Here is a 24,051-nt window from a genome sequence, read left to right as displayed (position 1 = left end):
TTGTCCGAGCAATGCAAGAGCGCCGCATCGGCATTCGACTTCAGCGCCGTCTTGCGCCCGCCGCGCGGCGCGGTATCGGCGGTGATCACCAGCTTGGCGCCGCAATCATTGATCCGGTTGGCCAGCGCATCCGGCGAAAACCCTGCAAAGACAATGGAATGGATCGCCCCGATCCGGGCGCAGGCCAGCATCGCATAGGCCGCCTCGGGGATCATCGGCAAATAGATCACCACCCGGTCGCCGCGCATCACGCCCTGCGACAACAGCACATTGGCGAAGCGGTTCACCTTTTCCGACAGTTCCGCATAGGTGATGTGCTGCGCGGGATCCTTCGGGTCGTCGGGCTCGAAGATGATCGCGGTCTGGTTCGCGCGTTCCGGCAGGTGCCGGTCCACGCAGTTCACGCAGGCGTTCAGCACCCCGTCCTCGTACCACCTGATCGAGACCTGCCCCAGCGTGAAATCGGTGTTCTTGACCTTGCCGTAAGGTTCGATCCAGTCCAGCCGCAGCCCCTCGCGGCCCCAGAACCCCTCGGGATCCGAAATCGATTCGGCATAGAGACGCGCATAACCCCCGGCATCCACATGCGCATCCCCGAAACCCGAAGGAACACCACGTTTCTCAATGATTTCAACACTCATGGAAGATCCTCCTCGCAAATGCGCCGGGGGGCGCCGCGATCCTTGCGCGACAGCCCCGGCGCAGCCTCCGACCTGCATGTTAAGCATGAAACGGACCCGAGCGCAGGCAGGTTTTCGCAAGCCCCGCGGGCCGGCGGGCGGCGGTTCAGGACCCGGCCAGCGCCCGCGCGCCCTCGGCGTCGGCGGCATGGTCCAGCCCGGCCAGCTTGCGGCGCAGCCGGGCCGAGGCGCCGATGACCACCAGCCGCGTGCCCTTGTGCGACAGCCGGCCGGCCAGTTCCTCGATCATCCGCGCGCCGGTGGAATCGATCATCGGCACGCCCGCCATGTCCAGCATCAGCAGGCGCGGGTGCTGGACGATGCGGTCCAGCAGCGCCTCGATCCGCGCGACCGAGCCGAAGAAGACCGGGCCGCGCAGGTGCCAGACCATTTCGTGGGGGTCGTGGCTGTCCTGGTCCTGGCCGGGCTCGGCCCCGGTTTCGCGGGCCATGCGGGCGATGAAGATCACGCCGGCCAGCGCCATGCCCAGGATGATCCCCTCGGTCAGGTCGCGCAGGACCACGGTCAGGAAGGTCACCGCCATGGTGATCGCGTCGCCCCGGCTGATCCGGGACAGCGCGGCGATGGCGTGCCATTCGATCATCTTCCAGGCGACCAGCATCAGAAGCCCGGCCAGCCCGGCCAGCGGAATCGCCCCGGCCAGCGGCGCGGCGATCACCAAGACCGCCAGCAGCAGGCCCGCATGGATCATCCCCGAGGCCGGGCCGGAACTGCCCGCGCGCACATTGGTCGCGGTGCGGGCGATGGTGCCGGTGGTGCAGAAGCCGCCGAACAGCGCCACGCCGATATTGGCGATGCCCTGGCCGACCAGCTCGTCATCGGCGCGCATCCGCGTGCCGGCCATCTGGTCGGCGACCATCCCCGACAGCAGCGATTCGATCGCGCCCAGCAGGGTGAAGCTGGCCGCGAAGGGCAAGGCGGCCCAGACGAGCGCCGGCGACAGATCCGGCAGCTGCGGCATCGGCAGGCCCGAGGGCAGCGCGCCGAAGCGGTCGGCCACGGTCGGCGCCGGCAGCACCAGCCCGGCCAGCGTCACCACCGCGATCGCGACCAGCATCGAGGGCAGGCGCGGCGCGAAACGCTGCAGGCCCAGGATCAGCGCGATGGTCATCAGCGCGATGGCCAGGCTGGCGGGCTGCAGACTGTCGCGAGCGGCCCACAGGACCGGCAGCTTTTCCAGCAGCGGGCCGGGCTCGGGTCCCGCCAGCGTCAGGCCCAGCAGGTCGTGCAGCTGGCTGACCGCGATGATGACGGCGATGCCGGCGGTGAAGCCCAGGATCACCGGATAGGGCACATAGCGGATGGTGCCGCCAAGCCGCAGCAGGCCCAGCACCGCCAGCATCGCCCCCGATATCAGCGTGGCGAGGATCAGCCCCTCGATCCCGATCTGCGCGACGCAGGCGGCGACCAGCACGATGAAGGCCCCGGCGGGGCCGCCGATCTGGTGGCGGGTGCCGCCCATGGCGCTGACCAGGAAGCCGCCGACGATGGCCGTGACCAGCCCCCGGTCCGGGCCAACGCCGCTGGCGATGGCGATGGCCATGGACAGCGGCAGGGCCACGATCGCGACCGTCAGCCCGGCCTGGAGATCCGAGCGCGCGAATGAAAAATCGAGGAATGCCGGGCGGTAAGCCATGATCGCACCTTTCTGCGCGCGCAGCATTCCGCGCCGCGGCACCTCTTGTCAACGCCACGGTTGCGATGCAGCATCCTGCGCGCGGCACGGGAGGAAGGTGATGGATCCGGTTCGGGACAGCGACGAGAGGGCCCGCGAGACGGCGCGGGCGATGCTGGCGGCGATGCGCCATGCGACGCTGGCGGTGAACGATCCGCAGACCGGCCATCCGCATATGGCGCGGATCGCCTGCCAGGTCGACCGGGACGGCGTCCCGGTCGCGCTGATCGCCGGCATCTCGGCCCACAGCCGGGCGCTGCAGGCCGATCCGCGCGCGGCGCTGTTCGTCGAGACGGCGCAGGAAAAGGGCGATCCGATGACTTGGGCGCGGATCTCGATCCGGGTCACGGCGGCGCTTCTGCCCGAAGACGAGGAGCTGAAGGCGCGCTGGATCGCCCGCGACGCGAAGGCCAGGATCTATGCCGCGCTGCCGGATTTCCGCTTCTGGCGGCTGGCCCCCGCGGCGGGCTTCATGAATGCGGGCTTCGGCGCCGCCTTCCGGCTGACGCCCGAGGACCTGAAACCGGCGGCCTGAGACGACCGCCGGGACCAGTGCGCGCCGGGCCTTCGCCGGCTATTGCGGGCGGTCCATCCGCGCGAAGATGGCGACGCGGCCGCGCACCGGCGTGCTCCAGTTCAGGCGCAGCTGGCGGTTCGAAGCGCCCACCTGGGTCTGCACCCAGGGCATCTCGCTGACCTGCGCGCCGCTGGCGCTGGTCAGCTGGGTCTCCGCCACCACCGACTGCACCGATTTCGTCCAGCCCTGGAAGGGCAGCCCCTGCGCCACCGGGATCGTCCAGGCATTCGAGGCCGTCGCCTGGGTATGGGTCAGCATCAGCGGATTGGCGACATAGGTGTCGATTCCGTTGAACATGTTCCCCTCGAACTGGACATTGCGCATGTTGTTGTAGTCCAGATCCGCGATCGAGGTATCGACCCGGTCGATCCGCGCGACATTGCCGTAGAGCGCCTTGAAGACATTGCCCGCCACCGTCAGCCCGTGGATGAAATGGCCGCTGCCATGGGGCTTCAGCGTGATCCAGGTGAACCAGCTGGCGGTGTTGCTGCACAGGAAGGTGTTGCCGGTGATGGTCAGCCCGCCGAAGCTGAACTCGTTGCCGGTGAAATTCGGGCGGGCGCTGTGTTCGTTGGTCCATTCGATCGAGGCATTGTCGATATAGTTGCCGGTGATCGTGGTCTGGACATTGGGCTGGGTCAGCACCAGCCCGGCATAGCGCAGCCCCTCGCCCGAGCCGTCGCCCTGGAACCAGTGATTACCCGAGATGATATGCCCGCCGCCATTGGCGACCATGAAATGGGCGAAGCGCACGAAGCGGTTGTTGCGCATCTTCACGTCATTGGCGTTCACGTTGATGGCGATGGTGTTGCGCTGCTGGGCGGGCAGGTCCATCTCGTTCGACAGGAACTGGCAGCGGTCGACCAGCAGGTCCTGGCAGCCGCGCCCGATCGAGGTGATGCCGCGATCCTTCGGGCGGGTGAAATAGCAGTCGCGGATGGCGATCATCTCGCCCTGCGCGGGCAGCATGATGGTGCTGGCGAAGCCGCCGCAGTTGAAGTCCAGGTCGACGAAGTTCAGCCGCGAGATCTGCTCGACCCCCGAGAAGTCGAACAGGTAGCGGTAGCGCTGGAAGCTGTAGACCCGCGTGCCAGCGCCGCCATAGAGCGGCTGCGACAGGGTCAGCCGGCCCTGCGCCACGTTCTTCGAGCGCACATAGACCTCGCGCCCGACGCCGTTGCCGCTGACGCGGCTGCCGACCTCGATGGCGGCGATGTTCACCACGTCCGACAGGATCAGCGGCTGGTTGGGGTTGTAGGTCGCGCGGCTGGTCCAGCTGCCGGTGTTCCAGGCCGGGCCCTCGACCGCCTTGATGCTGCCGTTCATGATCACCCGCCGGTTCGAGAAGCCGACCAGGTTGGGCGCCAGCGCGGCGATGTCCAGGGGCTCGGTCAGGTCGACCCGGCGCCCGCACAGGTCCAGCGAGACATGGTCGGTATAGCCCAGCAGCGCCTGCAGCGCCTTCTTCATGCCCAGGGTCTCGTCGCCGAAGGCATCGGCATAGGTCGGGAAATCGAAGCTCTGCATGAACGAGACGCGGGTGGCGGCGGGGGTGCGCAGCGTGCCCTTGAAGCGGATCGGCGCCTCGATCCCGATATCGCCATTGATGAAGAAGGTGCCCTCGGGGACCAGGATGCCGCCGCCATTGGCGGCCTGGTCGGCGGCCAGGAAGGCCGCGCGGTCATTGGTGACGCCGTCGCCCACCGCGCCGAAGTCGCGCACGTCCACCCAGTCGATCAGCGAGGGGATGAAGGCCGAGGTGACATCCTCGATGCGGATCGATTCGATGCGGATCGCGCCGCCATTGGCGCCCACCAGGTCCAGCCCGAAATGGCCGAAGACCGGCCGCGTGCCCCAGGCCATGTTGACCCCCTGCCGGGCGCCGACGCCGACGATGGCGCTGATCTCGATGATCTCGCCGTAATTCTCCATCGCGACGGTCGGGCCGGTGGTGACGAGGCCGGTGACCTCGTTGCGCTGCCCGTCCCCGGCCCATCCGGCGATGCGCGCGCTGCAGAAGGCGCCGGCCACCGTCTTGAGCCGCGCCGAGACGCGCAGATAGACGCCGGGGATCATCGGCGTCTCGCCGCGAAAGCGCAGCCGGGTGGTGGTCTGTTCCTTCAGGATCTCGAGGCAGCTGCCGAAATCCTGGTCGCCCGGCACGATCCCGGCATTGGGCGCATTGGCCCAGCCGGGGCTGCCCGAGGTCCCGTTGCCGCTGGACCATGCCGTCAGCCCGGCATGGAACGCAGGCGGCATCAGCAGAAGCCCGTTGGTGATCGCAATGTTCATTCCCTATCTCCCCAAGCCGAACGGCGGCGGACCCCGAGACGCCCGCGACAATGGTGAAGAGATAGTTGACGAAAGGTTAAGGGGCGCTGAATCGCGCGTGCGGCGCAATGGGGACGGGCGCAACGGTGGGCGGGGTTGGAACTGGAGGAAGGGGGCTGTCCGCCCCCCATCCGGCTGGCGCCGGATTCCCCCCGAGGGTATTTTCACAACGAAGAAGGGGCCTGTTCCAGAAGCTCGCCGGCCAGGGCGCGTTCGATCAGCGCGCGGGTCTCGTCGATGCCGTAAAGGGCGATGAAGCCGCCGAAGCGCGGGCCCTGGTCGGCACCCAGAAGCACCTGGTAGAGGGCGCTGAACCAGTCGCGCAGCGGCTCGAAGCCATGTTCCTTGCCGATGGCGAAGACCATGGATTGCAGGGTCTCGGGATCGGCCGGCTGGTCCCAGGCGGCGAGGCGGCCGGCCAGGTCCTCCAGCGCGCGGCGCTCGATCTCGGTGGGGGCGCGGAAGCGGCGGCCGGGGGCCACGAAATCATTGAAATAGCGCAGCGCGAAGCCGGCCGCCTGGTCGAGGCCCGGATGCGTCTCTGGGCTGGCCTCGGGCGCATAGCGGCGGATGAAGCCCCAGAGCCCGTCCTTGCCCGTCGCGCCCGCGACCGAGGCGAGGTTCAGCAGCATCTGGAAGGGCACCACCATGTCCGATTGCGGCACCTGGCCGCCATGGATGTGCCAGACCGGGTTGGCCAGCTGCTGGTCCGGCGTCTGGCCCGGATAGGCCCGCAGCTGCTGGTGATATTCGTCGACCGCCTTGGGGATAACGTCGAAATACATCCGCTTGGCCGTCTTGGGCTTCTGATACATGAAATAGCTGAGGCTCTCGGTGGCCGCATAGGTCAGCCATTCGTCGATCGAGAGCCCGTTGCCCTTGGATTTACTGATCTTCTGGCCGTGCTGGTCGAGGAACAGCTCGTAGGTGAAATGCTCGGGTTTCCTGCCGCCCAGGATCTCGCAGATGCGGTCGTAGATCGGGGTATTGGTGCTGTGGTCCTTGCCATACATCTCGAAATCCACGTCCAGCGCCGCCCAACGGGCGCCGAAATCGGGCTTCCATTGCAGCTTCACCTGGCCGCCGGTCACGGGCAGCGTCAGTTCCTGGCCGTCCTCGTCGAAGGTGATCGTGCCGGCCTTCGCATCGACATGCTTGATCGGGACATAGAGTACCCGGCCGGTCTTCGGGCTGATCGGCAGGAAGCAGCTGTAGGTCTGCTGGCGTTCCTCGCGCAGGCTGGCCAGCATCACCTCCATGATCGCGTCGTAGTTCTCGGCCGCCTTCAGCAGCGTTTGATCGAAGCGGCCGGACTTGTAGAACTCGGTGGCGCTGATGAATTCGTACTCGAAGCCGAAGGTGTCGAGGAAGCGGCGCAGCATGGCGTTGTTATGCGCGCCGAAGCTCTCGTATTCGCCGAAGGGATCGGGGACCGAGGTCAGCGGCAATTGCAGATGCTCGCGCAGCATGTCCTGCCGGGGGACGTTGTCGGGCACCTTGCGCATCCCGTCCATGTCGTCCGAGAAGCAGATCAGCCGCGTCGGGATGTCGCTGATGATCTCGAAGGCGCGGCGGACCATCGTGGTGCGCGCGACCTCGCCGAAGGTGCCGATATGGGGCAGGCCCGAGGGGCCATAGCCGGTCTCGAACAGCACATAGCCCTTTTCGGGATCCTCCTTCTCATAGCGCTTCAGCACCCGGCGCGCCTCTTCGAACGGCCAGGCCTTCGATTGCATCGCGGCGTCGCGCAGGGTGGTCATCGCTCTTCTCCTGTTTGCAAGGCTACGACGCCTTATTGAAAGCGGGCGTGATCGTCAATAATTTGCCCTGCAGACAGACATGAGGAGCCGCCATGAGCATCGACACCCCTTCCCTTTCGCCCTGCGATGCGCTGGTGGCGGTCATGGTGGCGGTCTCGGCCTCGGACAGCGACATGCGCACGGCCGAGCTGCTGGCGATCCAGCGCATGGTCGATCACATGCCGGTCTTCGCCGAATACGACCAGGACCGGATCCGGGTGGTCAGCCAGACGGTGATCACGCTGTTCGAGGAAGAGGACGGGCTGGACGCGCTGTTCGGGCTGGTCCGCGACGCGCTGCCCGACAAGCTGTATGAGACCGCCTATGCGCTGGCCTGCGACGTGGGCGCGGCGGACGGGCGGCTCTATGACGGCGAGATCCGGATGCTGGCCGAGATCCGCGACCAGCTGGGCATCACCCGCCTGCACGCGGCCGCGATCGAGCTGTCGGCGCAGGTCCGCCACCGGGTCGTCTGAAGCGCCTCAGGCGAAACGCGACGACCAGGCCTCGATCAGCTGGTGTTGCAGCGCCTTGGCCTGCCGGGTCCAGCCGCGCACGCCGGCGGGCAGTTCCTTGCCCTCGCTTTGCGCGCGCCGGGCCGGATCGGTGCAGAGCAGCGCGAAGGCCAGCCGGCGCCCGGACGGCGCGTCGATATAGCCGGCCAGGTTCGACACGAAATTCAGCGTCCCGGTCTTGGCGCGCACCTGCGGCTGGCGCGGCGTGCCCTGCGGCAGATCCCCGGCCAGCGGGTCCTGTTTCAGCAGATCGGCCAAGCCGGGCGCGGCGCCGGCCATCAGCCGGGCCAACCCCTCAGGCGTCACCCGGCTGGCGGCCGAGAGGCCCGAGTGATCGGCCAGCGTGAAGCCCTGCCCCAGCCCCTGCGCCTGCAGCCAGGCCGTCATCGCGCCGCCCGACCCGGCCAGGTCGGCCGCGCCGCTGGCATGAAGCCCCACGACCTCGGCCGTCAGGTTGGTCGAGTGATAGAGCATCCCCCGCAGGATCTCGCTCAAGGGCGGGCTGTCGAGACGCGCGCGCTCCTCGCCCTCGGGCAGGTGGTCGATCACCTCGGGCGCGGGCAGCACCAGACCCTTGGCGCGGCACAGCGTCTGGAACACGTCGCCCGCGTAAAGCTCGGGGCGGCGGACCGGCAGCCAGCGGCTTCCCCCATTGCCAAGCGAGGCGCGCGAGACCGTCCAGTGCTCGGTCCGCTCATCCGCCGACCAGGCGAACAGCTCGGCCTGCTGGGCGGGGGCGGCGGTGACCGTATAGGCGCGCGGCGACTGGCGCGCGGCGCGGGCCTCCAGCGACATGCGCCAGTCGCCATCGGCGCGGCGCCAGTCCAGATGCACGCGGTTGAAGTTCAGGATCATCCCCGACACCGCGGGGTTGTAGGCCAGATGGTCGTCCTGCTCGGGCGCGACCTCGGCCATGCGCGGCAGCGCGCCGCCCCAGACGGCGAAACGCGCCGGGCTGGTCTCGCCCCGCGCCGCCAGGTCGCCGGCCAGCCGGGCCAGCCCGTCGGTATCCAGCAGCGGATCGCCGCCGCCGGCCAGGACCAGCATGTCGCCCGCGCGGATCACGCGGGTGCGGAAGCGATGCGCGGGCCCAAGCCGGTCCAGCGCATAAAGCGCGGTGATCGCCTTCATCGTGCTGGCCGGCGGGACCGCATCCGCGGGGGGGCCGGATTCGATCAGCGCGCCGGTCGCGACATCGGCCAGCGCGAAGCCGACGGTTCCCTCCAGCCCGGATCGCGCGATCAGCGCCTCGGGGCGCGGGACCGGGCGCCAGCGGGGCGGAAGCTCCAGCCCGCCCCCGGCAGAGGGAACCCCCTCGACCAGCGCCTGGGCTGCGGCGGGCGCGGCCAGTCCAAAGGCGGCCAGCGAGGCAAGGACATGGCGGCGGGTGAGGGTCATGGCGTTTCGCTTTCCTCTCGGTGGCCCTGCGCCCGCCGGATCGCGGTCGAGGACAGTTTCGACATCGGCATGTTGATCAGCACCCAGGCCGGCGGCGGCCGGAAGGGCAGCAGCCGCGCCTGGTTTTCCGGCAGCCGCGCCTCGGCGCCCAGGATCCGCGCCGCCCGCGCGTTTCGCGCCGCCAGCCGCGTTCCCGGCCTTGCCATCACCCCGATCGGGACCCGCGCCGCGATGTCGCGCCAGCGGTCCCAGCGGTCGAATTGCAGCAGGTTGTCCGATCCCATCAGCCAGACGAAGCGTACGCCGGGATAGAGCGCCTGCAGCGCCTCGATCGTGTCGGCGGTCATGCGCGTGCCGATCCGCGCCTCGATATCGGTGATCGCGACGGCGGGGTGGCGCATCAGTCGCCGGGCGTTCCGCATCCGCTGCGCAAGCGGTGCCGGGCCCTGCGGCTTCAGCGGGTTTCCGGGGCTGACCAGCCACCAGACCCGGTCCAGCCCCAGCCGCGCCAGCGCGACCTCGGTGATCTGGACATGGCCGTCATGGGCGGGATCGAAGGATCCTCCCAGCAGGCCGATGCGCTGGCCGGGCCGCGCGTATGGAAACCCCGATCGCATCCGGCAGACCTAATCCAACGGCGCGGCCAAGCCAACTGCCGCCACCGCATCGGCCCGTAACGGTTGCGCGAAAGCCGCCCCGCGCCGGGTTGCGGCCTTACCCCGGACCCGGCGCCGCGGCGCCGTTGACGACCGTCACCCGCCCCCGCCCGGCATGTTTGGAACGGTAGAGCGCGGCATCGGCATCGGCCAGCATGAAGTCGACCGGGACCGACCGGTCCAGCGGCGACCAGACGATGCCGATGCTGGCCGAGACCCGGCAGATGGCGGCGCCGAGATCGATGGGCCGCTCGATCCGGCGGATGATGCGGCGGGCCATGGGCGCCAGCGCCTCGGGCGAATCGACATTGTCCAGCAGCAGGACGAATTCGTCGCCGCCCACCCGCGCGGCGGTATCGTGGCTGCGGATCGCCTCGCGCAGCACCTGCGCGACATGGCGCAGCACCGCGTCGCCCGCCGCATGTCCGTGCCGGTCGTTGACCGGCTTGAAATGGTCCAGGTCCAGATGGGCCACGGCAAAGCCTTTCCGCGCCCGGCGCGAATCGCGCGGATCGGCGCTGCGCAGCAGGGCGGCGATGGCCAGCTCCAGCCCGCGCCGGTTGCGCAGCCCGGTCAGCGGATCGGTGAAGGCCTGCCGCTCGGCCGCCTCGCGCGCGGCATCCAGGTGGCGGTTGAAGCGCGACAGCTCGGACATGACGGCGCGGTTCGCCTCGTGCAGGAACAGCAGCTCCATCGCCAGTTCGGGCGGCGCGAAATCGCCGTCGTTCAGGTCCAGCTCGCCCACCGCATCGACCAGGCCGATGCCGAAGCCCAGGTTCAGCAGGAATCCCCCGCCCGCCGGCACCGCATGACCGCGCAGCGTCAGCCGGGGCCGGCCCGCGATCCGCAGGAACAGGCGTTCGTCCTCGCGGCAGGCCCGGCAGATCGCGGCGGGATCGGCATGGCTGACCCCCTGCCGCAGCAGCGTCATCGCGCCCGAGATCCGGCTGGCGCCCGCGGGCAGCAGCTTGCGCATCGTCGGCCCAGCCCCGAGGATGGTGCCGTCGGGATCGATCCACAGATGCATCGGCAGCAGCAGATCCAGCGCGCGGCCGTCCAGCCCCAGTTGCATCGCCACGCCCGGCATCACCGCGCCCCCCGCGACGCGCGGCCGCCCAGGGTGAAGTCGCGCCCGGCCGCGAAGGCGTCGTCGGGCACCTGCACCCGGATCCGCCGCCCATCGGCAAGGATCAGGCCAAGCGCGCCGTAATCGTCGGCCATCGCCCGGATCAGCCCGGCGATCACCGCCCCCCAGCCCTCGGCGCCCTCGGGCAGCGCGATCGCCAGCCAGTCGCCCTCCTCCAGCGTGACGGTCAGCGCCGGCATCCCCAGATCCGGCAGTACCATATGCGCCCGCCCCGGCAATTCCTCCAGCCGGTGCAGGAATTCCGGGAAGCTGCGCCCCGAGAACCGCAGCAGCCTGCGGATCGATTCCATGCCCGCCAGCCAGGCGCCCAGGTCCTCCAACAACTCGGCCTCGGGCTTCTCCAGCCGGGCGGCCGCCTGGCCGATCAGCGCCTGGCTGACCTCGTCGGGGCTGTCGCAGACCGTCTGGAAGCCGCGCGGATCGACCTGCGCCGCCTCGGCCACGTCGCGCCAGGCGCCGTCGCCATAGACGTCGCGCAGGAAACCCTCGATGGATCTGTTGATCAGCCCGTGCATTCCGACCTCTTCGTGCCGCGACCCTAGCCGACAGGCGTAAAGAAACCGTAAGCGGCGGGCGTCAGTCGGCCTCCCAGCCGTGGCTGCCCGGACCGGCCAGCGCGATCCGCGCGGACATCACCTCCTCGGGGCGAATCCCGGCGGCCTGGGCGAATCGCAGCACGCGCTGGTCGTCCTCCAGCAGGAAATCCAGCAGGCTCAGCGCGAAATCGGGGTCCGAGACCGCCTGCCGCAGGTCCTGCGGGCGCAGCCCCGTCATGGCCAGCAGCGCCTCGACCAGTTCGTCATCCGTCGCGATATGCGGCAATGCCCGAAGCGCCAGGTCCCGCGCCGCCTGTGGCGTATAGCTCATCTTCCCGTCCCTGCCGGAAATCCGGCAAAATGCGGATCCGGACCGCTGCCGGAAACCCTTTGTTAATGTTTTGCTGCGAAATTGACGTCACGGGAAGGGCATGTAAAGGGACGATCGGCGTCATGACGGCACGCATCCTGGTCGCGGATGGACAGGCAACGAACCGGATCACGCTGAAGGTCCGGCTTGCCGCTGCGTGCTATCAGGTGGCGACGGCGGGCACGGCCGAACGGCTGCTGGCCGAGCTGCGGGCGGTGCGGCCGGAACTGATCCTGCTGGGCGGCGCGCTGCCCGACGCGGATCCGGTGGCGCTCTGCGCCGCGCTGGCGCGGGATCGCGAGGCGGCGGGGATTCCCGTCATCATGCTGGCCGACGGCGCCCATCGGCTGGAGGGCCTGCGGGCCGGGGCGGCGGCGGTCCTCGACCCCGGCATAGACGAGCAGATGCTGCTGGCCCGCATCCGCGGCCTGCTGCGCGACGCCGAGGGCGGGGCCGAGCCCGGCCTGGCCGAGGCGGCGGCCGGCTTCGAGCATCCGCCCGACCAGGGCGCGCAGGTGACACTGGTCGCCGACAGCGCCGGCCGGGCGCTGTGCTGGAAGCATCTTCTGGGCCAGCGCCTGCCCTATCGCTTCATGATCCGCGACCCCGAGGAGGCGCTGGGGGAAGCCGCGGCCGGGCGCTGCTCGGACCTCTACCTGATCGCCGCCGATATCGAGGGCCGGGGCGACGGGCTGCGGCTTCTGTCCGAGCTGCGCTCGCGCCACGGCTCGCGCGATTCGGCCTTCGTGATCGCGACCGATTCGAAGCATGTGGACCTGAACGCGATCGCGCTGGACCTGGGCGCGGGCGATGTCCTGCCGGTCAACCTGGGCGGCGGCGGGACCGAGGCCGCGGCGCTGGCGCTCAGGGCGCAGATGTCGCGCAAGCTGCGCGGCGACCGCCGCCGGGCCGAGGCGCAGCGCAACATGCTGTGGGCGATGACCGACCCGCTGACCGGGCTCTACAACCGCCGCTATGCCCTGCCCCGGCTGGCCGAGATCGCCCAGGACGCGCGGCGCGGCGATAGCCGTTTCGCGGTGCTGATCATGGACCTGGACTGCTTCAAGCAGATCAACGACCAGCACGGACATGCCGCGGGCGATGCGGTCCTGTCCGAGGTGGCGCGGCGCCTGCACCGCACCGTGGGCGATGCCGGAACCGTCGCACGGCTTGGCGGCGAGGAGTTCCTGACGATCCTGCCCGACAGCGACGAAAGCCTGGCCTGCGCGCTGGCCGAACGGATCCGCAACATGGTCGAGGCGCGCCCGGTCCTGCTGCCCGGCCTGTCCGGCGGCGGCTCGATCCGCGTGACGCTGTCGGCCGGCGTCGCGCTGCCGGCGCCCTCGGATCGCGGGCTGGGGGCCGAGGCGATCGCCCAGCACGTGCTGGAACGCGCCGACCGCGCCCTGATCCTGGCCAAGAACCGCGGCCGCAACCGGGTGATGCTGGCCCAGCCCGAGCGCGTCGCCTGAACGGGTCCCGTGCCGGGATCCTTGCGCGACAGGCGCTGCCGGAAGGCCGCCCGTCGACGTCACCGCCTGCCCTGCGAAGATCGGGATCTGCGACCAATTACCCACGGCCGCGCTCTGGCATAAGCGGCGCGGGGCGACTAGATTGGAGCGATCCTTGGCCTTCCGGGGCGCAGCAAGACGGAGAGCCGCAATGGCAGAGCCCACATTCAGCCTCGACGAAGCAGAGCGCCCGACCAAGCAGGCCATGCTGCGCGGCGCGCGCGGGAAATGCCCCTGCTGCGGCGAGGGGGCGCTGTTTTCGCGCTATCTGAAGGTGGCCGATCACTGCCCGCATTGCAACGAGGCGCTGCATCACCAGCGCGCCGACGACGGCCCGGCCTATCTGACCATCCTGCTGGTCTCGCATCTGGGGGCGCCGCTGCTGCTGGCCTTCTACATGGCCTGGCGGCCCTCGGCCATCTCGATGATCATCGGCTTCGGCCTGGGCGCGGTGGTGCTGTCGCTGCTGCTGCTGCCGCGGATCAAGGGCGCGATGGTCGGGCTGCAATGGGCGCGCCGGATGCACGGCTTCGGCGACGCCCCGGAACCGATCGTCTCGTGACGGCAACGGGCAATGCAGCGGCGGGCGATCCCCCGATCCGCGACGCGGCGACGCTGATCCTTTTGCGCCGCCGGCCCGAGGCGACCTCGGTCCTGATGGGGATGCGAGGCGCGAAGGCGGTGTTCATGCCGTCGAAATACGTCTTTCCGGGCGGCGCCGTCGATCCCGCCGACAGCCGCGCGGCCCTGGCCCGCGCCCTGCCCGATCCGCATCGCAGCCGCCTGCTGGTCGAGCCGCGCGCCGGCATGTCGCCCGATCCCGATGCCGTGGCCGCCGCCGCCCTGCGCGAACTGGCCGAGGAGACCGGGCTGCTGATCGGCCGGAAGGACGGTCCCCGCAGCGGCTGGCCCGGCTATGCCGAGGCCGGTCTCAGCCCGGATGCGGGGGCGCTGAACTATGTCTTCCGCGCGATCACCCCGCCGGGCCGGCCGCGCCGCTTCGACGCGCATTTCTTCGCGCTGGACGCCGCCGACCTGACCGGCGATCCCGACGATTTCAGCCGCGCCTGCGACGAGCTTTCGCACCTGCACTGGGTCCCCTTGTCCGAGGCCCGCGCGCTGAACCTGCCCTTCATCACCGAGGTCGTCCTGGCCGAGATCGCCGAGCTTGCCGGCTCGGTCGCCCATGACGCGCCGCTGCCGGTGCCCGACACGGTGCCCTTCTTCGACAATCGCGGTCCTGCGCCGCGCTTCTGCCAGATCGCCTGAGCGCCCGGCCGGCCCCGGACCTGCGCGGATCGGCCGCATTCACCATGCGGCGATCCGGGGTATCAGACCAAAGCGGGGACTTTCCCCATCCCAGCCGCCGGCCTATGCTGGCAAGCCAACGGAGGACCCGCCATGATCGCAGAATTCGGCCATTTCGCCCTGATCCTGGCCTTCGCCCTGTCGCTGTTCCAGATGGTCGTGCCGATGGTGGGCGCGGCGAAGGGCTGGCAGGGCTGGATGGACAGCGCCCGCCCCGCGGCGATGGCGCAGTTCCTGCTGACCGGCCTGTCCTTCGCGGCGCTGACCGTGGCCTTCGTGACCTCGGATTTCTCGGTCAAGCTGGTCCATGACAATTCGCACAGCATGAAGCCGATGATCTACAAGATCAGCGGCGTCTGGGGCAATCACGAGGGCTCGATGCTGCTGTGGGTGCTGATCCTGGCGCTGTTCGGCGCGGCGGCGGCGGTCTGGGGCGGCAACCTGCCGCCCAGCCTGCGCGCGCGGGTGCTGGCGGTGCAGGCCTCGATCGGCGCGGCCTTCTATGCCTTCATCATCTTCACCTCGAACCCGTTCCTGCGGATGCCGAACCCGCCCTTCGACGGGCGCGACCTGAACCCGCTTCTGCAGGATCCCGGCCTCGCCTTCCATCCGCCCTTCCTCTACCTGGGCTATGTGGGCCTCTCGATGGCCTTCAGCTTCGCCGTCGCCGCGCTGATCGAGGGGCGCGTGGACGCCGCCTGGGCGCGCTGGGTGCGGCCCTGGACGCTGGCCGCCTGGGTCTTTTTGACCATCGGCATCGCGCTGGGGTCCTGGTGGGCCTATTACGAGCTGGGCTGGGGCGGCTTCTGGTTCTGGGACCCGGTCGAGAACGCCAGCTTCATGCCCTGGCTGCTGGCCGCCGCGCTGCTGCATTCCGCCATCGTCGTGGAAAAGCGCGAGGCGCTGAAAAACTGGACCATCCTTCTGGCGATCATGGCCTTCGGCTTCTCGCTGATCGGGACCTTCATCGTGCGCTCGGGCGTGCTGACCTCGGTCCACAGCTTCGCCAGCGACCCGCAGCGCGGGGTGTTCATCCTGGCCATCCTGGCGCTGTTCACCGGCGGCGCGCTGACGCTTTACGCCGCGCGCGCGGCCGAGATGACCGCCAAGGGCGTCTTCGCCCCGGTCTCGCGCGAGGGCTCGCTGGTCCTGAACAACGTGCTGCTGGCGGTCTCGGCCTTCGTGGTCTTCATCGGCACGGTCTGGCCGCTGATCGCCGAGATGCTGTGGGACCGCAAGCTCTCGGTCGGGCCGCCCTTCTTCAACAAGGCCTTCACCCCCTTCATGATCGTGCTGGCCATCGCCCTGCCGATCGGCGCGATCCTGCCCTGGAAGCGCGCCAGCCTGTCGCGGGCGCTGCGGCCGTTGCGCGGCGCGCTGGTCTTCGCCGCCGCCATCGCGCTGCTGGTCTTCGCCGTCTCGACCGGACGCTCGGCCATCGCGGTGATCGGCGCGGGGCTGGGCGCCTGGCTGATCGCGGGATCCGTGGCCGAACTGATCCACCGCACCGGCAATTCCGGCCTGTCGCGGCTGGCCCGCCTGCCGCGCGCCGACTGGGGCAAGGCGGTCGCCCATGCCGGGCTGGGCGTCACCTTCATCGGCGTCAGCCTGCTGACCGCCTGGCAGGTCGAGGACATCCGCGTCGCCCGCATCGGCGAGCCCTTCGACTTCGCCGGATATACCGTCACCCTGGCCGAGGTGAACGAGGTCGAGGGGCCGAACTACATCTCGACCATGGCCACGATGGAGGTCAGCCGCGACGGCCGCCCCGTCACCACGCTCTACCCCGAAAAGCGCGTCTATCCGGTCCAGGGGATGCCCACGACCGAGGCCGCCATCGACAGCGGTTTCTTCCGCGACCTCTACCTGGTGATCGGCGATGCGCAGTCGGATGGCGGCTGGGCGGTGCGCTCCTACCTGAAGCCCTTCGCGAACTGGATCTGGATGGGGTCGTTCCTGATGGCGCTTGGCGGGCTGATCAGCCTGACCGACCGGCGCTATCGCGTCGCCGCCGGCGCCGCCCGCCGCAGCCCCTCCGGCGCGCTTCCGGCGGAATGACGACCATGCGACGGACCGGCCTGATCCTGATCCTGCTGCTGGCGCTGTCGGCGCCCGCCTTCGCCGTGCAGCCCGACGAGGTGCTGGACGATCCCGCACTGGAAGCCCGCGCGCGGCAGATCTCGCAGAAGCTGCGCTGCCCGATCTGCCAGGGCGAGAATATCGACGAATCCAATGCCGCGATCAGCCGCGACCTGCGGCTCTATGTGCGCGAGCGGCTGGTGGCGGGCGACAGCGATGCCGAGGTGATCGACAATGTCGCCGATCGCTTCGGAGAGTTCGTCCTGTTCGAGCCGCGCGCCAGCGGCGGCAACCTGCTTCTGTGGCTGGCGGGCCCCGCCATGGCGCTGGTCGCGCTGCTGGTCGCCTGGGGCTTCCTGCGCGGCCGCGCCCGGGCCCAGCCCGCGCCCACCCCTCGCCTCAGCCAAGAGGAAAAGTCCCGCCTGGACGAGATCATGCGCGACCGGCCGGGGGAATGACGCGGGGTCGCGCTTTTCCTCGCCCGATTTTGCGGCATCATGGCGCGAAAGAGGGGGAAGACCATGGGCTTCGAGACAATCCAGTTCGGCGAGAATGACGGCGTCGCCACGCTGATCCTGAACCGGCCGCAGGTGATGAACGCGCTCAGCAGCCGGATGCGGGCCGAGATCACCACGGTGCTGACCACGCTGTCGCCCGAGACGCGCTGCGTGGTGATGACCGGCTCGGGCCGGGCCTTCTGCTCGGGGCAGGACCTGACCGACGCCGCCGCCGCATCCGACCTGGAAGGCACGCTCAGGCGCGAATACGAGCCGATGCTGCGCGCGGTGGTGGATTGCCCGGTGCCGGTGATCGCGGCGGTGAACGGCGTCGCGGCGGGCGCGGGCGCCAACCTGGCGCTGGTCGCCGATGTGGTGATCGCCGCCGAAAGCGCGCAGTTCATCCAGGCCTTCAGCCGGATCGGGCTGATCCCCGATGCGGGCGGCACATGGATGATCCCGCGCGCGGTGGGCATGGCGCGGGCGATGGGGATGATGCTGTTCGCCGATGCCATCCCCGCCCGGCAGGCGGCCGATTGGGGCCTGATCTGGCAGGCCCTGCCGGACGCGGAATTCGCCGAAGCCGTCGCCGCCCGCGCCCGGCATCTGGCGCAAGGCCCGACCGTCGCCTATCGCGGCATCCGCGAGGCGTTGCGCGCCAGTTCCGGAAACGACCTGGACGCGCAACTGGCGCTGGAGGCGCGCCTTCAGGGCCAGGCCGGGCGCAGCGCCGATTTCAGGGAAGGCGTCGCGGCCTTCCTGGAAAAGCGCCAGCCGCGCTTCCGGGGCGCCTGATCGGGATCAGCCGCGCAAGCCCGCCACCCAGTCGCGCAGGGCGGCATTGTCGGCGAAATCGTCATCGGGCCGCGCGACACTGACCGCGGCCGGCGCGGGTTCCGCCGCCCCCGTCGCCTTGCGCGCGGTCCAGGCCCGGTCGCGGAAATAATGCGCCTCGCGCGCGCCGAAATAGAAGCTGACGATGGCCCCCAGCAGCCACCACAGCGGCTCGGGCACGGTCTGCAACCCTTCCATCCGCAGCCCGAACCCCGCCGGCTCGGCCATGGCATAGACGAAAAGCCCCATCGTCCCCAGCGTCAGGATCGGCCGGGGCAGCCGGTTCAACCCGTTGACGAAACTGTCGAAGAACCCCGGCCGGACGATCTGGAACTCCTGCCCCATCTGGGCCATGGCACGGGCATAGGCCTCCTCGTTCAGCTCCATGCGGCGGGTGGCGTTCCGGGTGAAGACCTCGGCCATGCCGGTGGCAGCGCTGCCGAGGGCGGTGACGGCCGGGGCGCCGCCGATGATCCGGGAAATCAGGCCCATTTCGCAGTCCTTTCGCGATGTTCCGCCTCGGTCAGGTGATAGCGCGGGGCGATGAACTCCTCGGCGCGGGTGATCCAGCCGCCCTTCCCGCCGGCCCGCGTGCGCGCATATTTGCGGCTGGCCGGGCGCTGATCGGCCAGCGCATAGTAATAGTTGCGCCGCGCGATGCCATAGGCGTCGGCCAGATGCAGCGGCGCGGCCTCGGCCGCCTCGCGCGCGGCGGCGATGGTCTTCGGCCCGACGATCCCGTCCGCTGCCGCCGCGAATCCCATGCGCGAGACCAGCCGCTGCAGGATCTTCACCGCATTGGCGCCCGCATTCACATACATGTCGAAGGCGCTGGCCTGCACCGCTTCGGGCAATTCGGCCAGGCGCGGACGCCTGAAATAATGCTCGACGAAGATCTGCTGCGCCTGGACCCGCGTCAGCGCCTTCACGTCGCTGCTGTCGATCCGCCCGTCGCGGTTCAGGTCCAGCCCCAGCGCCCGCATCGTGCCGATGGTGACGCCGTAATTCGTGGCCCCGCCCGGATCGTCCAGGTCATTCACATAGCCACCCTCGCGCGCGACGATCTCGCGCGCTATCTCCTCGACGCTTCGCATGACGTTCCCCTTCTGCCCACCGCCCCTCCGGCGGATCGGCCAAGGGTGATGATGCCCGGTTAACCCGCCGTTAACCCGGCGCGCGTTGCCCGCCCCCAAGAAGGAACCAGCCCGCTTTCATCTTGGCAAAAATATCCTCGGGGGGAGTCCCGAAGGGACCGGGGGGCAGACAGCCCCCCGCCGCCGCCCGAGGCAAGCGACCCGCCTCTAGGAGGTCGGCTCCTGATAGACGCCGGTCGCCTTCAGCGTGTCGATGACCTCGCGCGGCATATAGGTCTCGTCATGCTTGGCCAACAGGTCGCGCGCCTCGAAACGGCCATTGCGGTAATAGCCCTTGGCGATCGTGCCCTGGCCTTCCGAGAACAGGTCCGGGCGCGGCTCGGCCCCGACATAGCTGACCTGGATCTCGGCCGCGCCGTCGGTGATGACGAAGTCGAACTCGACCCCGTCGCGCTCGACGATCGAGCCGTCCTTGACCAGCCCGCCCAGCTGGAAATACTCGTCCGGGTCGGGCGCCGCCTCGGTCACCTGGCTGGGCGAGCGATAGAGGTTGATGCCGTCCCGGAACCCGTAGCCGATCAGCCCCACCGCGATCAGCAGCGCGACCGAGGCCGCCAGAAGAACCTGGACGCGGCGCCGTTTCTTAAGCGATTTCAAGCCTGCCATTTGAAAACCTCATGCTGCCTCGAAGCGAAGCGGGCGGCGCAGGAACTGCGTGGCCTTGCCCGACACCCGCTCGGGGTTGCCCGTCGTCAGAAACCGGGACACGGTCCCGCCGCCAAGGAATTCCGGCCTGCGCTGCAGATAGTCAGCCAGGCTTTCGGCGACCAGACCGGCCTGCGAATAGACCTTCACATTCTCGCCCAGGGCGCGCTGGAATGCAGCCTCGACGAAAGGATAATGCGTGCAGCCCAGGATCGCGGCCTCGGGGTAAGGCATCCGGCGCAGCAGCGCCTCGACATGGGATGTCACCAGCGCCTCGGCCAGGATCTCGTCGCCCATCTCGATGGCGTCGACCACGCCGCCGCAGGGCTGCGCCTCGACATCGACGCCGACGGCGCGGAAGGCCAGTTCGCGCTGGAAGGCGCGGCTGGCCACGGTCGCGGGCGTGGCGAACAGCGCCACATGCTTGACCGCCACCTCGCGCGGGGGGGAATTGTCGCCCCAGCGCCGCTCGGTCAGCGCCTCGATCATCGGCACAAAGACGCCCAGGACCCGCTTGTCGGCGGGCAGCCAGGTTTCCTGCATCCGCTTCAGCGCGGCGGCCGAGGCGGTGTTGCAGGCCAGGATCACCAGGTCGCAGCCTTCCTGCCAAAGGCGCTCGACCCCGGCGCAGGTCAGATCGAAGATGTCGTCGGCCGTGCGCACGCCGTAGGGCGCATGGGCGTTGTCGCCCAGATAGATCAGCGGCAGGTCCGGCAGGCGCGCGGCAATGGCCTGATGGACCGTCAGACCACCCAGACCCGAATCGAAAACCCCAACCGCCATGCTGCCACTCCTTCTGCCGCGCGAAGCCGTTTTAGGGCGCCGCGCGGCATTTGGAAATGATCCAGATCATTCAGCGGCTTCACGGATGGGTGCCTGACCGCCGCGAAACTGCGCCAGAAGGGCGGCGCGACGATCGGCCGCATGTCGCATGGCCTCCTCCTTGACCGGCCCGAAGCCGCGGATGGCCAGCGGCAATTCGGCCAGCTCGATCGCCACCGACATGGTCGCATCGGTGACCGCGGCGAAGATCTCGCGCATGTCCGCCTCGTATTCGCGGATCAGCGCGCGTTCGCGCCGGCGCTCGGCCGCATGGCCGAAGGGGTCCAGCGGCGTGCCCCGCAGATGCCGCATGGCCGCCAGCAGGCGGAAGCCCTTCAGCATCCACGGCCCGAATTCGCGCTTCTTCGGGCGACCCTGCGCATCCCGGCCCGGCAGGATCGGCGGGGCCAGGTGGAAGGATAGCTTCACCTCGCCCTCCCATTTTTCGGCGACCTGCCCGGCTGTGGCCAGGTGCAGCCGCGCGACCTCGTATTCGTCCTTGTAGGCCAGCAGCTTGTAATATCCCCGCGCGACGGATTCGCGCAGCGACGCGGGGGCAGCATCGACCAGCTTGCGAAAGCGCCGGGCCAGGCGCTTCGACTGGTAGTCGACCAGGCGCGCGGCGCGATATTCGACCGGGTCGGGCGGAAGCTGCGTTACCTCCGCGGGTTTCGCGGCCTGTTCGGGAAAGGCCATCGCCCACCGGCCGATCCGGAAGGCGCGCTGGTTTTCCGCGATCTTGGCGCCGTTCAGGCGGATCGCCTCCAGGATCGCCTCCTCGGTCAGCGGGATCAGCCCCTGCTGCCAGGCCGCGCCCAGCACCAGCATGTTGGAATAGATCGAGTCCCCCAGCAGCCGCAGCGCCAGGTCATTGGCGTCGAAGAAAGCCAGCCTGTCGCCCAGCCGCGCCTGAAGCGACAGTTTCAGCCGGTCCGAGGGCACCTGGAAGTCGCGGAAGCGGGTGAAGTCGCCGGTGATGATCTCGTGGTCGTTGACCACCGCGCCGGTGCGGCCCTTGGTCATCAGCCCGATGGTCTTGGCCCCCGCCGTCACCACCAGGTCGCCGCCGATGATGCAGTCGGCCTCGCCCACCGCGACGCGGATGGCGCTGATGTCGCCGGGGTCGTTGGCCAGCCGCAGGTGGATATGGACCGCGCCGCCCTTCTGGGCCAGGCCCGCCATCTCCATCATGCCGGCGCCCTTGCCGTCGATATGGGCGGCCTGGGCCAGCACCGCGCCGATGGTCACGACGCCGGTGCCGCCGACGCCGGTGATGACCAGGTTATGCGTCCCGCTGATCGCGGGCAGCAAGGGCGCGGGCAGGTCGGGCAGCTCGAACGCCTCGGGCTTCGGCTTTCGCAGCTTGCCGCCCCGGACCGAGACGAAGCTGGGGCAGAAGCCGTTCACGCAGGAATAGTCCTTGTTGCAGCTGGACTGGTCGATCTGGCGCTTGCGGCCAAGTTCGGTTTCCAGCGGCACGATCGAGACGCAGTTCGACTGCACCCCGCAATCGCCGCAGCCCTCGCAGACCTCGGGATTGATCCAGATGCGGCGGTCGGGGTCGGGAAAGGCGCCCTTCTTGCGGCGGCGGCGCTTTTCGGCGGCGCAGGTCTGGATGTAGAGGATCGCGCTGACGCCGGGGGCGGTCTCCAGCTCGCGCTGGACCGCCATCATCTCGGCGCGTTCCTCGAAGCGCAGGCCCTTGGGGAATTGCGCCGGGTCGACCTCTTCCTTCCGGTCATGGACCACCACGACCGGGCTTACCCCCATGGCCAGCAATTCGCGGGCGATCTGCGGCGCGGTCAGCCCGCCCTCGTTCGGCTGGCCGCCGGTCATCGCCACGGCGTCGTTATAGAGGATCTTGTAGGTGATGTTCGTGCCCGCCGCCAGCGCAGCCCGGATCGCCAGAACCCCGGAATGATTATAGGTTCCGTCGCCAAGGTTCTGGAAAACATGCGCTCTCTTGCTGAACGGCGCTTCGCCCACCCAGTTCGCCCCCTCGGCGCCCATATGGGTGAAGCCCTCGGTCTCGCGGCCCATCCACTGCACCATGTAGTGGCAGCCGATGCCCGCATAGGCGCGGCTGCCCTCGGGCAGGCGGGTCGAGCTGTTATGCGGGCAGCCCGAGCAGAACCACGGCGTCCGGGTGGCGATTTCCGGCGCGTTGTCGTTGCGGCGCACCTCGTTCAGGCGCTCCAGCCCGGCGCGGATATGTTCGGTGCCGCGCCCCTCCTCGATCAGGATGGCGCCGATCTTCTGGGCGATCATCACCGGGTCCAGCGCATAGCGGGTGGGGAACAGTTCCTCGCCGCTGCGGTCGTGCTTCCAGCCATGCACCCGGCGGCCGCGGCGATTGTCGAAGATCGCTTCCTTCAGCTGCACCTCGATCAGCTTGCGCTTTTCCTCGACGCAGACGATAAGCTCAAGGTTTTCAGACCATTCCTGCATGGACTTCATGTCCAGAGGCCAGGTCTGCCCGACCTTGTAGGTGGTCAGGCCCAGCCGCTCGGCCTCGGCCTCGTCGATGCCCAGCAGGGTCAGTGCATGGACCAGGTCCAGCCAGTTCTTCCCCGCCGCGACGAAGCCGATCTTCGCACCCGGCTTGCCCCAGACGCGGCGGTCGATCCGGTTCGCGCGCGAGAACGCCTCGGCCGCCCACCGCTTGTGGTCGATCATCCGCGCTTCCTGCGCGACCGGCGTGTCGCCCAGCCGGATGTTCAGCCCGCCCTCGGGCATCCTGAAATCGGGGGCGACGAAGCTCAGCCGGTGCGGGTCGCCATCGACCACGGCGGTCGCCTCGACCGTGTCCTTCATCGTCTTCAGCCCGGTCCAGACGCCCGCAAACCGCGACAGGGCAAAGCCATAGAGCCCGTAATCCAGGATCTCCTGCACCCCCGCCGGCGACAGGACCGGGATATAGGCGTCGATCATCGCCCAGTCCGACTGGTGCAGCACGGTCGAGCTTTCGCCGGTATGGTCGTCGCCCATGGCCATCACCACGCCGCCATGCTTCGAACTGCCCGCCATGTTCGCGTGCCGCATCACGTCGCCGGAACGGTCCACCCCCGGCCCCTTGCCGTACCACAGCGCGAAGACGCCGTCATACCTGCCCTCGCCGCGCAGTTCGGCCTGCTGGCTGCCCCAGATGGCGGTCGCGGCCAGGTCCTCGTTCAGGCCCGGCTGGAACAGGATGTCGGCCGCCGCCAGCCGCTTGCCCTCGCGCATCATCTGCAGGTCGACCCCGCCAAGCGGGCTGCCGCGATAGCCCGTCACCAGCCCCGCCGTATTCAGCCCCGCCCGTTCGTCGCGTGCCGCCTGCATCAGCATCAGCCGTACCAGGGCTTGCGTGCCGTTCAAAAGAACGTGGGTCTTCGTTAGATCGAAACGGTCGGAAAGCGAGAATTCCTGCTTGCTCATCCTGGTCCTCCCCAAGGATTACTGGCCTTGGCGGCATTATAGGTCAGAACTATTGACTAATGAAGGAAATTCGTCGCCG

General features: G+C 69.2%; 22 protein-coding genes. 8 read left to right on the top strand and 14 right to left on the bottom strand.

Annotated elements, in window-relative coordinates; translation table 11 throughout:
• Nucleotides 1-641, bottom strand: a 641-nt coding sequence (locus C9E82_RS10030; protein ID WP_147482367.1) for an AMP-binding protein, incomplete at its 3' end; no start/stop codon positions are given.
• Between the two features lie 145 nt (nucleotides 642-786).
• Nucleotides 787-2,337, bottom strand: a complete 1,551-nt coding sequence (locus C9E82_RS10025) for a SulP family inorganic anion transporter (protein ID WP_240643475.1) — start codon at nucleotides 2,335-2,337, stop codon at nucleotides 787-789.
• Nucleotides 2,338-2,437: 100 nt separating this feature from the next.
• Here C9E82_RS10025 and C9E82_RS10020 point away from each other — a divergent pair, with 100 nt between their 5' ends.
• On the top strand, nucleotides 2,438-2,911 hold the full coding sequence (locus tag C9E82_RS10020) for a pyridoxamine 5'-phosphate oxidase family protein (protein WP_119897377.1): 474 nt from the start codon (nucleotides 2,438-2,440) through the stop codon (nucleotides 2,909-2,911).
• 39 nt (nucleotides 2,912-2,950) lie between these two features.
• Here the strand turns inward: C9E82_RS10020 and C9E82_RS10015 are convergent, their stop codons facing one another.
• Both C9E82_RS10015 and C9E82_RS10010 read right to left on the bottom strand, forming a co-directional pair.
• Nucleotides 2,951-5,245, bottom strand: a complete 2,295-nt coding sequence (locus tag C9E82_RS10015) for a glycosyl hydrolase family 28-related protein (protein ID WP_119897378.1) — start codon at nucleotides 5,243-5,245, stop codon at nucleotides 2,951-2,953.
• A gap of 203 nt (nucleotides 5,246-5,448) precedes the next feature.
• Nucleotides 5,449-7,044 carry a lysine--tRNA ligase gene (locus tag C9E82_RS10010; protein WP_119897379.1) on the bottom strand — a complete coding sequence of 532 codons (1,596 nt, stop codon included), beginning with the start codon at nucleotides 7,042-7,044 and terminating at the stop codon, nucleotides 5,449-5,451.
• 92 nt (nucleotides 7,045-7,136) lie between these two features.
• Here C9E82_RS10010 and C9E82_RS10005 point away from each other — a divergent pair, with 92 nt between their 5' ends.
• On the top strand, nucleotides 7,137-7,559 hold the full coding sequence (locus tag C9E82_RS10005; protein WP_119897380.1) for a tellurite resistance TerB family protein: 423 nt from the start codon (nucleotides 7,137-7,139) through the stop codon (nucleotides 7,557-7,559).
• Nucleotides 7,560-7,565: 6 nt separating this feature from the next.
• Here C9E82_RS10005 and dacB read toward each other — a convergent pair whose 3' ends face one another.
• From dacB to C9E82_RS09980, 5 genes are all read right to left on the bottom strand, one after another.
• Nucleotides 7,566-8,996 (bottom strand): D-alanyl-D-alanine carboxypeptidase/D-alanyl-D-alanine endopeptidase, encoded by a 1,431-nt coding sequence (gene dacB, locus C9E82_RS10000; RefSeq protein ID WP_119897381.1) that lies wholly within the window; start codon nucleotides 8,994-8,996, stop codon nucleotides 7,566-7,568.
• The gene (locus C9E82_RS09995; protein WP_119897382.1) at nucleotides 8,993-9,613 is read right to left on the bottom strand and encodes a nicotinate-nucleotide adenylyltransferase; all 621 of its coding nucleotides are present in this window, start codon (nucleotides 9,611-9,613) and stop codon (nucleotides 8,993-8,995) included. Before C9E82_RS09995 ends, dacB begins: the two co-directional genes overlap by 4 nt.
• Nucleotides 9,614-9,710: 97 nt before the next feature.
• Complete coding sequence (locus tag C9E82_RS09990) at nucleotides 9,711-10,739, bottom strand: GGDEF domain-containing protein (protein WP_119897383.1); 1,029 nt, start codon at nucleotides 10,737-10,739, stop codon at nucleotides 9,711-9,713.
• Nucleotides 10,739-11,314 (bottom strand): heme NO-binding domain-containing protein, encoded by a 576-nt coding sequence (locus C9E82_RS09985; protein ID WP_119897384.1) that lies wholly within the window; start codon nucleotides 11,312-11,314, stop codon nucleotides 10,739-10,741. The genes C9E82_RS09990 and C9E82_RS09985 overlap by 1 nt, the downstream gene beginning before the upstream one ends.
• Before the next feature lie 61 nt (nucleotides 11,315-11,375).
• The gene (locus tag C9E82_RS09980) at nucleotides 11,376-11,666 is read right to left on the bottom strand and encodes a DUF3572 domain-containing protein (protein WP_119897385.1); all 291 of its coding nucleotides are present in this window, start codon (nucleotides 11,664-11,666) and stop codon (nucleotides 11,376-11,378) included.
• Between the two features lie 122 nt (nucleotides 11,667-11,788).
• On the opposite strand from C9E82_RS09980, the gene C9E82_RS09975 reads away from it, so the two are divergent.
• The 6 genes from C9E82_RS09975 to C9E82_RS09950 all read left to right on the top strand — a co-directional run bounded on the left by C9E82_RS09975 (nucleotide 11,789) and on the right by C9E82_RS09950 (nucleotide 17,895).
• Nucleotides 11,789-13,177, top strand: a complete 1,389-nt coding sequence (locus C9E82_RS09975) for a diguanylate cyclase (RefSeq protein WP_119897386.1) — start codon at nucleotides 11,789-11,791, stop codon at nucleotides 13,175-13,177.
• A gap of 190 nt (nucleotides 13,178-13,367) precedes the next feature.
• Complete coding sequence (locus C9E82_RS09970; RefSeq protein WP_119897387.1) at nucleotides 13,368-13,778, top strand: DUF983 domain-containing protein; 411 nt, start codon at nucleotides 13,368-13,370, stop codon at nucleotides 13,776-13,778.
• The gene (locus C9E82_RS09965) at nucleotides 13,775-14,485 is read left to right on the top strand and encodes an NUDIX domain-containing protein (RefSeq protein WP_119897388.1); all 711 of its coding nucleotides are present in this window, start codon (nucleotides 13,775-13,777) and stop codon (nucleotides 14,483-14,485) included. The genes C9E82_RS09970 and C9E82_RS09965 overlap by 4 nt, the downstream gene beginning before the upstream one ends.
• 132 nt (nucleotides 14,486-14,617) lie before the next feature.
• On the top strand, nucleotides 14,618-16,582 hold the full coding sequence (locus C9E82_RS09960) for a heme lyase CcmF/NrfE family subunit (protein WP_119897389.1): 1,965 nt from the start codon (nucleotides 14,618-14,620) through the stop codon (nucleotides 16,580-16,582).
• 5 nt (nucleotides 16,583-16,587) lie between these two features.
• Nucleotides 16,588-17,061 (top strand): cytochrome c-type biogenesis protein, encoded by a 474-nt coding sequence (locus C9E82_RS09955; protein WP_119897390.1) that lies wholly within the window; start codon nucleotides 16,588-16,590, stop codon nucleotides 17,059-17,061.
• Between the two features lie 63 nt (nucleotides 17,062-17,124).
• Nucleotides 17,125-17,895, top strand: coding sequence for an enoyl-CoA hydratase-related protein (locus C9E82_RS09950; RefSeq protein WP_119897391.1), 771 nt, complete (start codon nucleotides 17,125-17,127; stop codon nucleotides 17,893-17,895).
• Nucleotides 17,896-17,901: 6 nt separating this feature from the next.
• Here C9E82_RS09950 and C9E82_RS09945 read toward each other — a convergent pair whose 3' ends face one another.
• The 5 genes from C9E82_RS09945 to C9E82_RS09925 all read right to left on the bottom strand — a co-directional run bounded on the left by C9E82_RS09945 (nucleotide 17,902) and on the right by C9E82_RS09925 (nucleotide 23,972).
• Nucleotides 17,902-18,426: a holin family protein gene (locus C9E82_RS09945; protein WP_119897392.1), complete on the bottom strand. Its 525-nt coding sequence runs from the start codon at nucleotides 18,424-18,426 to the stop codon at nucleotides 17,902-17,904.
• Complete coding sequence (locus tag C9E82_RS09940) at nucleotides 18,417-19,028, bottom strand: holin-associated N-acetylmuramidase (RefSeq protein ID WP_119897393.1); 612 nt, start codon at nucleotides 19,026-19,028, stop codon at nucleotides 18,417-18,419. The genes C9E82_RS09945 and C9E82_RS09940 overlap by 10 nt, the downstream gene beginning before the upstream one ends.
• Before the next feature lie 207 nt (nucleotides 19,029-19,235).
• On the bottom strand, nucleotides 19,236-19,685 hold the full coding sequence (ccmE, locus tag C9E82_RS09935; RefSeq protein WP_119897428.1) for a cytochrome c maturation protein CcmE: 450 nt from the start codon (nucleotides 19,683-19,685) through the stop codon (nucleotides 19,236-19,238).
• An 18-nt stretch (nucleotides 19,686-19,703) separates the two neighbouring features.
• On the bottom strand, nucleotides 19,704-20,516 hold the full coding sequence (locus tag C9E82_RS09930; protein ID WP_119897394.1) for a glutamate racemase: 813 nt from the start codon (nucleotides 20,514-20,516) through the stop codon (nucleotides 19,704-19,706).
• A gap of 66 nt (nucleotides 20,517-20,582) precedes the next feature.
• The gene (locus tag C9E82_RS09925) at nucleotides 20,583-23,972 is read right to left on the bottom strand and encodes an indolepyruvate ferredoxin oxidoreductase family protein (RefSeq protein WP_119897395.1); all 3,390 of its coding nucleotides are present in this window, start codon (nucleotides 23,970-23,972) and stop codon (nucleotides 20,583-20,585) included.
• Between the last annotated feature and the right edge of the window lie 79 nt (nucleotides 23,973-24,051).

Origin of the sequence: Paracoccus sigandri (genome assembly GCF_003709565.1) — a bacterium.
GTDB classification, from domain to species: domain Bacteria; phylum Pseudomonadota; class Alphaproteobacteria; order Rhodobacterales; family Rhodobacteraceae; genus Paracoccus; species Paracoccus siganidrum.
Note: the sequence above shows the minus strand (reverse complement) of the source record. Positions and strands in the feature narration are given on the sequence as shown.

Excerpts from the sequence above, each read along its gene's own strand:
- C9E82_RS10025 (WP_240643475.1), bottom strand. The coding sequence starts at position 2,337 with ATGGCTTACCGCCCGGCATTCCTCGATTTTTCATTCGCGCGCTCGGAT.
- C9E82_RS10020 (WP_119897377.1), top strand. The coding sequence starts at position 2,438 with ATGGATCCGGTTCGGGACAGCGACGAGAGGGCCCGCGAGACGGCGCGG.
- C9E82_RS10015 (WP_119897378.1), bottom strand. The coding sequence starts at position 5,245 with ATGAACATTGCGATCACCAACGGGCTTCTGCTGATGCCGCCTGCGTTC.
- C9E82_RS10010 (WP_119897379.1), bottom strand. The coding sequence starts at position 7,044 with ATGACCACCCTGCGCGACGCCGCGATGCAATCGAAGGCCTGGCCGTTC.
- C9E82_RS10005 (WP_119897380.1), top strand. The coding sequence starts at position 7,137 with ATGAGCATCGACACCCCTTCCCTTTCGCCCTGCGATGCGCTGGTGGCG.
- dacB (WP_119897381.1), bottom strand. The coding sequence starts at position 8,996 with ATGACCCTCACCCGCCGCCATGTCCTTGCCTCGCTGGCCGCCTTTGGA.
- C9E82_RS09995 (WP_119897382.1), bottom strand. The coding sequence starts at position 9,613 with ATGCGATCGGGGTTTCCATACGCGCGGCCCGGCCAGCGCATCGGCCTG.
- C9E82_RS09990 (WP_119897383.1), bottom strand. The coding sequence starts at position 10,739 with ATGCCGGGCGTGGCGATGCAACTGGGGCTGGACGGCCGCGCGCTGGAT.
- C9E82_RS09985 (WP_119897384.1), bottom strand. The coding sequence starts at position 11,314 with ATGCACGGGCTGATCAACAGATCCATCGAGGGTTTCCTGCGCGACGTC.
- C9E82_RS09980 (WP_119897385.1), bottom strand. The coding sequence starts at position 11,666 with ATGAGCTATACGCCACAGGCGGCGCGGGACCTGGCGCTTCGGGCATTG.
- C9E82_RS09975 (WP_119897386.1), top strand. The coding sequence starts at position 11,789 with ATGACGGCACGCATCCTGGTCGCGGATGGACAGGCAACGAACCGGATC.
- C9E82_RS09970 (WP_119897387.1), top strand. The coding sequence starts at position 13,368 with ATGGCAGAGCCCACATTCAGCCTCGACGAAGCAGAGCGCCCGACCAAG.
- C9E82_RS09960 (WP_119897389.1), top strand. The coding sequence starts at position 14,618 with ATGATCGCAGAATTCGGCCATTTCGCCCTGATCCTGGCCTTCGCCCTG.
- C9E82_RS09955 (WP_119897390.1), top strand. The coding sequence starts at position 16,588 with ATGCGACGGACCGGCCTGATCCTGATCCTGCTGCTGGCGCTGTCGGCG.
- C9E82_RS09950 (WP_119897391.1), top strand. The coding sequence starts at position 17,125 with ATGGGCTTCGAGACAATCCAGTTCGGCGAGAATGACGGCGTCGCCACG.
- C9E82_RS09945 (WP_119897392.1), bottom strand. The coding sequence starts at position 18,426 with ATGGGCCTGATTTCCCGGATCATCGGCGGCGCCCCGGCCGTCACCGCC.
- C9E82_RS09940 (WP_119897393.1), bottom strand. The coding sequence starts at position 19,028 with ATGCGAAGCGTCGAGGAGATAGCGCGCGAGATCGTCGCGCGCGAGGGT.
- C9E82_RS09930 (WP_119897394.1), bottom strand. The coding sequence starts at position 20,516 with ATGGCGGTTGGGGTTTTCGATTCGGGTCTGGGTGGTCTGACGGTCCAT.
- C9E82_RS09925 (WP_119897395.1), bottom strand. The coding sequence starts at position 23,972 with ATGAGCAAGCAGGAATTCTCGCTTTCCGACCGTTTCGATCTAACGAAG.